At 68.5% G+C, this 9,824-nt stretch carries 10 protein-coding genes, 1 tRNA gene and 1 pseudogene; 5 read left to right on the top strand and 7 right to left on the bottom strand.

Going from position 1 to position 9,824, the window contains the following annotated elements; translation table 11 throughout:
- The first annotated feature begins 3 nt into the window (after window positions 1–3).
- From ABFX54_RS07680 to ABFX54_RS07675, 3 genes are all read left to right on the top strand, one after another.
- Window positions 4–357 (top strand): SPW repeat domain-containing protein, encoded by a 354-nt coding sequence (locus ABFX54_RS07680; protein WP_346102648.1) that lies wholly within the window; start codon window positions 4–6, stop codon window positions 355–357.
- Window positions 358–484: 127 nt separating this feature from the next.
- On the top strand, window positions 485–934 hold the full coding sequence (locus tag ABFX54_RS56865; RefSeq protein ID WP_428834510.1) for a glycosyltransferase: 450 nt from the start codon (window positions 485–487) through the stop codon (window positions 932–934).
- An 18-nt stretch (window positions 935–952) separates the two neighbouring features.
- Window positions 953–1,321, top strand: coding sequence for a hypothetical protein (locus tag ABFX54_RS07675; RefSeq protein ID WP_346102646.1), 369 nt, complete (start codon window positions 953–955; stop codon window positions 1,319–1,321).
- Between the two features lie 370 nt (window positions 1,322–1,691).
- On the opposite strand, the gene ABFX54_RS07670 is transcribed toward ABFX54_RS07675, so the two are convergent.
- Both ABFX54_RS07670 and ABFX54_RS56860 read right to left on the bottom strand, forming a co-directional pair.
- Window positions 1,692–2,972, bottom strand: a complete 1,281-nt coding sequence (locus ABFX54_RS07670) for a flavin-dependent oxidoreductase (RefSeq protein ID WP_346102645.1) — start codon at window positions 2,970–2,972, stop codon at window positions 1,692–1,694.
- Between the two features lie 195 nt (window positions 2,973–3,167).
- The gene (locus ABFX54_RS56860) at window positions 3,168–3,533 is read right to left on the bottom strand and encodes a transposase (protein WP_428834508.1); all 366 of its coding nucleotides are present in this window, start codon (window positions 3,531–3,533) and stop codon (window positions 3,168–3,170) included.
- Window positions 3,534–3,888: 355 nt separating this feature from the next.
- Between ABFX54_RS56860 and ABFX54_RS07660 the strand changes: the two genes are divergently transcribed.
- The gene (locus ABFX54_RS07660) at window positions 3,889–4,221 is read left to right on the top strand and encodes a hypothetical protein (RefSeq protein WP_346102643.1); all 333 of its coding nucleotides are present in this window, start codon (window positions 3,889–3,891) and stop codon (window positions 4,219–4,221) included.
- Between the two features lie 1,399 nt (window positions 4,222–5,620).
- Here ABFX54_RS07660 and ABFX54_RS07655 read toward each other — a convergent pair.
- From ABFX54_RS07655 to nadD, 4 genes are all read right to left on the bottom strand, one after another.
- Window positions 5,621–5,693 (bottom strand) — tRNA-Ala (locus tag ABFX54_RS07655).
- 157 nt (window positions 5,694–5,850) lie between these two features.
- Entirely contained in the window at window positions 5,851–6,480 is a 630-nt protein-coding gene (locus ABFX54_RS07650; RefSeq protein WP_346102641.1) for a histidine phosphatase family protein, read from the bottom strand.
- 70 nt (window positions 6,481–6,550) lie between these two features.
- Entirely contained in the window at window positions 6,551–6,946 is a 396-nt protein-coding gene (rsfS, locus tag ABFX54_RS07645; protein ID WP_106250478.1) for a ribosome silencing factor, read from the bottom strand.
- A gap of 94 nt (window positions 6,947–7,040) precedes the next feature.
- Window positions 7,041–7,655 (bottom strand): nicotinate-nucleotide adenylyltransferase, encoded by a 615-nt coding sequence (gene nadD / locus ABFX54_RS07640; RefSeq protein ID WP_346102639.1) that lies wholly within the window; start codon window positions 7,653–7,655, stop codon window positions 7,041–7,043.
- A gap of 87 nt (window positions 7,656–7,742) precedes the next feature.
- Here nadD and ABFX54_RS07635 point away from each other — a divergent pair, with 87 nt between their 5' ends.
- Window positions 7,743–8,774, top strand: coding sequence for a M48 family metallopeptidase (locus ABFX54_RS07635; RefSeq protein ID WP_428834507.1), 1,032 nt, complete (start codon window positions 7,743–7,745; stop codon window positions 8,772–8,774).
- Between the two features lie 217 nt (window positions 8,775–8,991).
- Here the strand turns inward: ABFX54_RS07635 and ABFX54_RS07630 are convergent.
- Window positions 8,992–9,824: pseudogene (locus ABFX54_RS07630) on the bottom strand (serine/threonine protein kinase); the annotation flags it as partial.

Below are 9,824 nucleotides of genomic sequence, written 5' to 3'. Positions count from 1 at the left end.
CTCATGAAGGCATGGTCACGCTGGCAGGACTGGGCCACCCTGGTCGCCGGCCTCTACGCGGCACTCTCCCCGATCTGGGTCGCCGGCGCGTCGGGCGCCGCCCTCTCACTGATCGTGCTGGGTGCCCTCATCGTGCTCACGTCCGTCGTCGCCCTGGCCAACCCGGGCGTCGTGGCGACGGAATGGCTCAACGCCCTGTGGGGCGTGCTGCTGTTCATCGCGCCGTGGGCCATCACGTACACACAGGGCCAGGGGGCGTCGTGGACGTCCTGGGTCATCGGGGTCCTCACGGTCGTACTCAGCCTGACCGCCCTCCCCGCCAGCAGAGCAGCCCACCGCCAGGCCGTCCAACACTGACCCCACTTCGAGGGCCGGGCCACACTCACGGCCCGGCCCTCACCCTTCCCCACGCAAGCAGCGACCCTCCCACCGCGCACCCCCGCACCGACGTCGGCCACGTCCCCACAGCCGTCGCTCCTCAACGCTGCCAATCGCCCCGACCTCCGTTCACCGCACCCGCAGCGGTGCCCCGCAGTCGTCATTCCTTCACGATCACCCACAGAACCCGATTCGGCCCCATCCCACCCCGCTGCCGAAGTGCATCCTCATATCCGCACGGCAGCACCACGCGCTCCCCCACTGCCACACGGACCTGGTCCTGGCCGTCGACGCCGACACCGTCCTGGCCCCCGCCCGCATCGAGCGCATCAAGCCCGCCTTCACCGACCCGTCCGTCAACGTGGCGGCGGGCAATGTGCGGACGAGGTTCGCCCGCACCCCGTGGGAGCGGGGCAGACCCACCGAAGACCTCTTCGGCTTCCACTGGCACCGACCGATCCAGCAACTCGCGGGCAGCCCGAGGGTCTGCTCGGGCTGCTGCTCGGCGTTAAGACGCACGACCCTCACCCAGTGCGGTCACGGGTGTAACTCCTGATCAAGGAGCACACACCTGATGTGTACTGTGATCCAGGCATCGGCAGAGATCGACCCAGAGGGCGCCGCGCTGGCGCGCAAGAAGCCCGAGAACTGGCTCCGGCCATCGAGGAACGCAAGACGTTGGCCTTGTTCCCGAGCGAGTACAGAACCCCCGTGGCGACACCACGCGATCGACCTGTGCAAGCGCAGCACCCCGGTCGAGGGCGGCATCTGCACCCACCAGGTGGTCGTCAACGGTGGCGCCTGCCCCTGGAAGCTCGACTGTCACAACTGCGACAAGTTCGTCCTGTTCAGCGCGGACCTACTCCACTGGCGCCGCAAGGCCGATCAGTGGCGGTCACTCGCCGAACTCGAAGCTCAGCTGCTCGAACGCCTCGGCTCCTAAGCGGGCAGTGAGTCGTACCTGCCTCTGCACACCGACCAGTACGCCGACAGCGGGAGAACCATGAGAGCTCTCAAGATCAGCCTGGACGGTCAGGTGGCCGAGCTTCACCTGCCCAAGAGCCTGCCGACAAAGGCTCAAGTGCTGTGGGCATGAGGCTGTAGAGGGCCGGTCCGATCTTGTTTGTGTAGCCCTGGTGGGGCCATGGGACAGCTGGACGCGGAAGCTGTTGACGTTCTCAACATCGAGGATGGCGGCCAGTTCACTTCCAGGCCTGCCAAGGCTGAGCGGCCGGCACGCGTGCTGAGGGCTGACCCTTCTGACGCCACTGGCCGTCTCGGTCATGGCGAGCATGGTAGGCGCGTGGTCGGCGTCAGCGGGAGACGGTCCAGGAGGGACGTTCATTGAGCGCCTGAACGTCCATGTCGGCAACCCGCCGGTGGGCGTCGGCCGCGCGCGACAGCTCCTGAGCTGTGAGCACCGCGGTGATGTCGGTGAAGCCGCCAGGAGCACGTTGCTCGGCGAGCCGGACCAGGTCGTCGACTTCGAAGCGGTGACCAGAGGTGACGAGGCTGTCGGTCTGCCGGCGCCGCTCGTGCTCGTACCTGGCCAGCGCTGCCGCCGGCTCCGGTTCGGTGGCCAGGGCCAGGGCGAGGTATCGGGCGTCCAGCACCGCCTGGGAGCCGCCGTTGGAGCCGACCGGGTACATCGGGTGCGCAGCGTCGCCCAGCAGCGTGACGTGGCCGGTGCCCCAGCGTTGCAGGGGCGCCTTGTCCACCATCGGGTACTCCAGGATCCGATCCGTCTTGCCGATGAGTTCCGGCACGTCCAGGTAGGGCAGTACCCAGCCGGTGTAGTGCGACTGCACGTCGGCCAGGCGTCCCGAACGCCACCAGTCCGCCTCTGTCGCCGGGGTGCCCGCCGGGGCGGTACGCACCTCGGCCACCCAGTTCACCAGCGCCTTGCCGCGGGCCCTGGCGTTCGGGCAGATCGGATACGCAACGATCTTGGCACCGAGCTGCGTGCCCGCAACCACCATCGTGGCGCCGTCGAAGAAGGGATCGCCTTCACTGATGCCCCGCCACATGGTGATCCCGCTCCAGCGCAACTCGTCCTCGCGCGGATGCAGCAGGGCCCGAACAGCCGAATGCAGCCCGTCCGCACCGACCACGACGTCTGCGCCGTCCTTGACCAGCCGGCCCGTGGCGCTCTCGCGCAGCCGCACGCCCACCGGGCCCGTGCCACCTGGCTCCAAAGCGCCCGGCGCGAAACCGTCGAAGGACAGGCCGGTACGCACGGCGTCCGGCCCCAGCCGGTCGACGACCGCATCAAGCAGGAGCATCTGCAACTGGCCGCGGTGGATGGACACCTGCGGCCAGAGGTAACCCGCTGCACGCCCGCGCGGCACGGTCAAGACGATGTCGCCTCGGCAGGTGGCATACCGCAGCGCGCTGGTGGCGATCCCGGTCTGCGCGAGTTCCTCGCCCAGGCCGAGCTCCACCAGTTCGCGTACGGCATGCGGCTGTAGGTTGATCCCCACCCCGAGCGGCTTCAGCTCGGCAACCGCTTCTATCACCGTGCAGTCGATGCCGGCGGCGTGCAAGCTCAACGCCGCGGTGAGCCCGCCGATCCCCGCACCGATAATCATCACCATCACATCCGCGATCTGCCCCGAAGAACCGGGAACCATACAGCACTTGCCCTATTCCTCACCTACCCCTTGATGGAACCGACCTCCGCTTGCGGAGGCCCCGCCCCATGTGGCACGCCTTGCCCAGGTCCATGGGCTGCCGATTGAGATCGACCGATCGAGGTTCGAAGGCACCCTCAACGAGCCTGCCGCAAGGCCTCAAGTGCTGGTGGGCATGAGGCTGTTCCCGCGGCAGTGCCGGCACCGGATGCGCGCCATCACGGTCTTGCACCGTCGCGGCGTTACCATCACGCACAACGACAGCCCGAGCGTGTCGACCACGACATGCCGCTTCCGTCCCTTGAGCTTCTTGCCCGCGTCGTACCCGCAGGCCGCCGCGCCGACGGTCTCGGCACGCCCGGACCATCTGGGAGCCGATGCACCTGGCCGTCGGCCATTCCTCCCGTCCGGCCAGGAGTCGCAGCAAGCCGCGCGGTCGCCCGGCCAGCCGCTCGTGCAGGCCGCGGCGCGACCAGCTCGGCCATCACCGCTCGCCCTTCGGCTCCAGTACCGACCATTCGGCATCGGTCAGATCCGACGGGTATGCCGGTTTCCGGTCTCGACATGTCCCGGTGCGGCGCAACCGCCGGCGTCCACGGCCGCAGGCGTGTAGGCAGACAACCGCGGGCTCATGCCGCGCAGCACCGACATTTTTCCCACTCACGTCAAACTCATGCCCTCGACGTGCACTCCCAGCTCAGCACGATGTTGACACCAAGATTGTTCGGTCACTGATCCTGGTCCCCTGCACGTGTCACGAGGCCTCCTCGTCTACGAAAAGGGCCGCTGACCACGAGTCTCAGTAGCGCTGCGACTACCCTCAGTAGCCATAGGATGTGGCCTCGTCCAAAGCCTCCACACCACGGAAGGGACGAGCCACATGATCGCTCGCACCGCCACCATCGCTCTCTCCGTCCTGACCCTGACGCTGGCGCCGTCCTTCCCGGCCGTCGCGGCCACAGGCACGTTCGCCTACAGCTTCCCCGCCTCGTACGGCACAGGCGCCGGCCACCTGCACCACCCGAGGAGCGGCGCGTGCATCGACATCCCTGAAATCCGCTACTCCGACGAAAGCGCACACACCCCCCGCAACGACACCGACTCCACCGCCACACTCTTCATGGGCCCCGACTGCTCCGGCCCCTACTACTCACTCCGCCCCGGCGGCAGGGGCTCGGACAGGCTCTTCCTCAGGTCGGTCGTCTTCTCCTGACCACCACCAGGAGAACGAAAGGGCGGGCACCTGAGCCCGCCCACACCAAACCCGAAACCACGACGCGCCCGAGCACCCGCAGCCGCAGAAAGGGCCGAGCCTGCCGACCCGGGCACCTCACCCTCTGACCGGCAAGTGACGGTGGCAAGAAGCCCGTCAGCCCTCCGCCAGCCAACTCCCCGCATCACCTTCGAAACCCACCGGAAACCCCACGACCCGTCGAACACCAGCCATGCGCCACCACTCCCGCCGCCAACCCCCGAAAGGAACCATCCACAAGCAGCAACATGTGGCCCCCACGCCATGAGACAGCCGCTGAATATCACCGACAGTCGTCGCGGGACAACAGTCCGAGCAGCGGGTGCAGTCGTCCAGCACCACGCACGCCGTTCGCCGAACAAAGATCGGTACGCGAAACCACGCGCTGCCTGCTCGGATCGCAAACGACGACAAGATTGTCGGAGGCGCGTTCCCGCACGCTCTCTTACAGGAGAGTTCTCCTACGGCCGGCCCAGGTTCGCGAGCTTTGTTCAGCAAGCTCAGTTCGACCCGACGGTCGGAGTGTTTCCGGTGGAGGACGGACGGCCCCACCGAAATCACTCCGAGGTCAGCCGTCCGTCGGCTGGCTGGTCGCCTTCACCGGCCTCACCCTGCAAATCCTGATAGTCATGGCACACCCCGTTCTTGTTTCAACCGCGCACACTTCCTGCCATGGGGTGAGAACGCCCGTCGCGTTGCGGCAACTGCGCGACTTGAGCCCACGGCACCGAGTCCGGTCCTGCGTCACCACATTTCTCAGCAGGCGCGACCGACCAGGAACCAATCAACGGAGAAAAGCGCAGGGCAATGAATCGGCACCGTCCGCGCCGAGGCCATCGTGCTTTCTGCGCCCGTCTCCGCCCCACCCTGAGGGAGGTTAGTGGTGGGGCTGCCGGCGCCAATATCCGGAGAATGTCTGATCCGTTGCGTTTTATGGATACAGGGATTGAGACCGGGGTGGTTGCAGGCGGTGAGCCAGGCCGAACAGCCACAGGTCGCGGTGTCGAAGCATCGCGGCCATGCAGACACGAGGCACGGCACCGTCCAGGTGGGCACGGAGTACGGCACCGTCCAGGCGAGCGCGAGGCACGGCACCCTCCCGGGAGGCGCGAAATGCGGCGCTGGCACCTCGCACCGGCCGAGCGGTCACCTTGACCGCCCCGCCCTTACGCTCAGCGACAGCGACCCGCCACCGCGCCGTGATCGAGGCCGTGATCGGGGCCGTGATCGAGGCCGTGATCGAGGCGCTCCGCCGAACGTGGACAACGACCAGGACTCAGGTCGCACCCAAGGCCCCGCACGTCCAGGAACAACGCAAAACCGCCTCTGCCCGTCACCAGGCAGAGGCGGTTGGATCGGGTGGAGCTATGGGGATTCGAACCCCAGACCTCCTCCATGCCATGGAGGCGCGCTACCAACTGCGCCATAGCCCCTGGTCACCGCTTCGAGTCCACCCGTTGCGGCGCTCCGAGAGCATATAGCCATCCGCCCCGATTCACCTAATCGCCCATCCTCAGGCCACAGAGGCACAACAGCGAGGGTCGTAGCGGCGCGGAAGCCCGTACGGCCCCCGAGCCGTACGAACCGCGCTCACACCTCGGCCTCGGGCTTGTCGTCGCTGTGCACCGGCTCCGGCAGGGTGCCGGCGTTGTGCTCCAGCAACCGCCACCCTCTGCGCCCTTCCTGCAGCACAGACCAGGAGCAGTTGCCGAGCCCGCCCAGCGCCGGCCACAGCTCCTCGGGCAGCCCGAGCAGTTCGCAGATCCCGAGCCGCAGCGCGGCCCCGTGTGAGGCCACGACCAGAAGCCCGTCGTCGTCGAGCCGGGAAGCCCAGCGACGCATCGCGCCGGCCACCCTCCCGGCCACGTCGGTGACGGGTTCGCCGTCCGGCGCCTCCCACGCCGCGTACTCGTGGGGCCAGCGCGCGGCGATCTCCTCGCGCGTGAGCCCCTCCCACTGACCTCCGCCGCGCTCGCGGAAGTCCTTGTCGACGGCCACCTCCAGCCCGGCGATGCGCCCCAGCGCCAGCGCGGTGTCGTTGGCCCGCTGCAGGTCGGAGGAGACGATCAGGGTGGGCCGTAGCGAGGCGAGCAGCGAGGCCGCCCTCGCGGCCTGCGCGACGCCGGTTTCGTCGAGGGGGATGTCGGAGTGACCCTGGAATCGCTGCTCGACGTTCCACAGTGTCTGCCCGTGACGCAGACACACGATCCTCTTGCTCATGCAGATTCCTCGCCGGGACGCTCGAAATCGGGATGAGTGTCACTGCCGGGTCCGGTGATGGTCGGTTCGATCACGCGCGCGCCCGCTGGAGGTTGGCCTGAAGGACGCTCTCCGGCAGCGCGATGGCCGGGCAGTCCTTCCACAGGCGCTCAAGCGCGTAGAAGGTACGGTCTTCCTCGTGCTGGACGTGCACGACGATGTCGATGTAGTCGAGCAGCACCCAGCGCCCTTCGCGCTCGCCCTCACGGCGGACGGGCTTGGCGTCGGCCTCGGTGCGCAGCCGCTCCTCGATCTCGTCGACGATGGCGCGGACCTGGCGGTCGTTGGTGGCGGAGCAGAGCAGGAAGGCGTCGGTGATGACGAGCTGTTCGCTCACGTCGTACGCGAGGATGTCATCGGCCAGCTTGTCGGCCGCGGCTTCCGCGGCGATGCGCACGAGCTGGACGGATCTGTCAGATGCGGTCACGATGCGGGTCTGTCCTCCTGTGTCGGCAGCATGCCCATATGTTGAGGGTACCCTTCCAGCCCGAAACCCCTCACCTACGCCACGGCAGGCTTGTTCAGGCCCCCTGATAGAGGCCGCGCTTGTTGATGTACTGGACGATTCCGTCGGGCACCAGATACCAAATGGGCTCGCCCTTTGCGACACGCTGACGACACTCTGACGAGGAAATGGCCAGCGCGGGGATTTCCAGCAACGTCACGCGGCCTTCCGGCAGGCCGGGGTCGTGCAGGGTGTGCCCGGGACGCGTGCAGCCGACGAAATGGGCGAGCTCGAAGAGCTCGTCGGCCTCCTGCCAGCCGAGGATCGCGCCGAGCGCGTCGGCGCCGGTGATGAAGTACAGGTCGACCTGGGGGCCGTAGATTTCCGCGATGTCGCGCAATGTGTCTATCGTGAACGTCGGTCCCGGCCGATCCACGTCCACCCTGCTGACGGAGAAGCGGGGGTTCGACGCGGTCGCGATGACCGTCATCAGATAGCGGTCCTCCGGGGCGGACACCTCACGCCCGGACTTCTGGTACGGCCGTCCGGTCGGTACGAAGACGACCTCGTCGAGCTGAAAGTGGTGAGCCACCTCGCTGGCGGCGACGAGGTGCCCGTGGTGGATGGGGTCGAAAGTCCCACCCATCACACCTACTCGCCGCTTCCCCTGCACACCAGGCGCGTTCATCATGAAACGGACCTTACGCGGGGGCTGTATCACAACATGATGGGACCCCCCTTCGTGATGACCGCGCATCACTTCAGTTGCGGACGTAGCATGCCGGGCATGACGACCACCCCGGACCGCAACCGCGTCCAACTGCCCGGCATCTCGTCCCGAGCCTACGAACACCCCGCAGACCGGTCCGCCCTGGTCGCTCTGCGTAAGTTGAGCGGGTTCGATACGGTTCTCAAGCAGATGTCCGGTCTCGTCAGCGAGCGCCGCCTGCGCCTGATGTACCTGGCCTCGGCGGTGCGCGTCAGCGAGACCCAGTTCCGCTCCCTCTACGACATGGGGCGCGACGCCGCCTACACGCTCGACCTGCACCGGATCCCCGAGATCTACGTCCAGCAGGACTCGCAGGTCCAGGCCAAGGCCATCGGCTTCGACGACCCGTTCATCGTCGTGACCACCGGTCTGCTCAACCTCATGAACGAGGAGGAGCAGCGCTTCGTCATCGGCCACGAGACCTCGCACATCCTGTCGGGGCACGCGGTCTACCGGACGATGCTCGACATCCTCACCCGCCTCGCCGCCCGCGTCGCCTGGATCCCGCTCGGCTACATCGGCCTGCGCGCGATCGTCGCGGGCCTGGAGGAGTGGTACCGCAAGTCCGAGCTGTCCTCCGACCGCGGTGGCCTGCTCACGGGGCAGAACCCCGAGGCGGCCAAGCGCGCGCTGATGAAGCTCGCCGGCGGCGACTACACCCACGAGATGAACATCGAGGCGTTCCTGGAGCAGTACCAGGAATACGACACCGCGGGCGACCTTCGCGACGGCTTCCTCAAGGTGCTCAACCTGCTCGGCACCACCCACCCGTTCGCGGTCGTCCGCGTGGCGGAGCTGGACAAGTGGCAGCGCAGCGGCGAGTACGACCGGATCATCGGCGGCGACTACCCGCGCAGGGAGGACGACCCCAACGCGCGGGTCACCGACGAGATCAAGGCGGCGGCCGAGTCCTACCGCGCGTCCTGGTCCCAGTCGCAGGATCCGTTCATCGGCGTCCTGCGCGACGTGGCCGAGGGCGCGGTCAACGCGGGCGAGCGCATCTTCAACCGCTTCTCCCGCCGCGACGGCGGCCAGGGCTAGCCGGATCGCCACCGCGCGGCCGATCCGCTTGATCGCCGCGCCGGGCCGCCGCACGCAGCGGCGGGCCGCGGAAAACCTGCACCGCCCGAAGCGGCGGGCGCGATAACCCGTCGCCGCAACCTCCGCAGAACCGCAGCGCGGACGGCAGGTCAGAGCCAAGGCACGACCAGCGCGGACGGCAGGTCAGAGCGAAGACGCGACCGGCGCGTGCGACAGGTCAGAGCAGCAGCGCGATGGCGCGTACGGCTGCCGCGCACAAGGCGACGAACCCACCCAGCACGGCCAGCGCCCGCAACCCTTCCCTGCGCAGATCAGGCAGCCGCTGCCCGATCCGTTCGATCTCGCGCCCGGTGATACCCCCGCACAACATCCCGAACACCACACCCGCCACCGTCACGGGCGCGGCCTGCTGCCACCAGTCGGCGTCGATCTGCCCGCCGCCGGTGGCCCAGAGCGCTCCACCCGCCGCCACCGCGACGGGCACGCCCGGCCACACGACGGCGGTCGCCGCCGCCCCGGTCAGCGCGACGGGGAAGGACAGCACGCGCAGCGTCACCCGCGTACGCCGCGAGCCGCGCTTCCTGACCATCCAGTGCCCCATCCACAACGTCCTGGTCAGCACCACGAACACGGTCGTGATCGCGATGGAGGCGATCGGCCAGATGACCGAGGCCACCACGCACGGCACGGCCAGCACCGCGAGCAGCAGCAGCGCGCCGTTGCCCGCGGGCAGGGTCGTCGCCGACGGCGCGCGCAGCCCGGTGCCGCGCCTGTCCTGCGGCTTGACGGCGGCCGCCCGGCTCCTGACGGCCGCGGCCGTGCGCTGGCGCGAGGCGACCATCTTGGCCCTCGGGCCGGTGTTCTTCGCCTCACCGCCCGCCCGTCCACGCGGCACGGGCACCTTGCCCTCGGTCCGGCTGCGCGCCGGCACCGAGCTCTTGCCGTCGGACGCGCTCCTGCTCCCGGTGCCGCGCCCCGTGCCTTCGGGCGCGGCCCGGCCACCGGTCCGCCCACTGCCTTCCTGAGCGGCCCTGCCGCCGGCCCGGCCCG

The sequence above is a fragment of the Nonomuraea maheshkhaliensis genome (assembly GCF_039529435.1).
GTDB lineage: Bacteria > Actinomycetota > Actinomycetes > Streptosporangiales > Streptosporangiaceae > Nonomuraea > Nonomuraea maheshkhaliensis.
The sequence above is the reverse complement of the archived record's forward strand: the minus strand, read 5'-3'. Positions and strand labels throughout refer to the sequence as shown.

Coding starts and splice junctions, on each gene's coding strand:
- ABFX54_RS56860 (WP_428834508.1), bottom strand. CDS start 3,533: ATGCCGAATGGTCGGTACTGGAGCCGAAGGGCGAGCGGTGATGGCCGA.
- ABFX54_RS07635 (WP_428834507.1), top strand. CDS start 7,743: ATGCCGGGCATGACGACCACCCCGGACCGCAACCGCGTCCAACTGCCC.
- ABFX54_RS07680 (WP_346102648.1), top strand. CDS start 4: ATGAAGGCATGGTCACGCTGGCAGGACTGGGCCACCCTGGTCGCCGGC.
- ABFX54_RS07660 (WP_346102643.1), top strand. CDS start 3,889: ATGATCGCTCGCACCGCCACCATCGCTCTCTCCGTCCTGACCCTGACG.
- nadD (WP_346102639.1), bottom strand. CDS start 7,655: ATGATGAACGCGCCTGGTGTGCAGGGGAAGCGGCGAGTAGGTGTGATG.
- ABFX54_RS07650 (WP_346102641.1), bottom strand. CDS start 6,480: ATGAGCAAGAGGATCGTGTGTCTGCGTCACGGGCAGACACTGTGGAAC.
- ABFX54_RS07675 (WP_346102646.1), top strand. CDS start 953: ATGTGTACTGTGATCCAGGCATCGGCAGAGATCGACCCAGAGGGCGCC.
- ABFX54_RS07670 (WP_346102645.1), bottom strand. CDS start 2,972: ATGGTGATGATTATCGGTGCGGGGATCGGCGGGCTCACCGCGGCGTTG.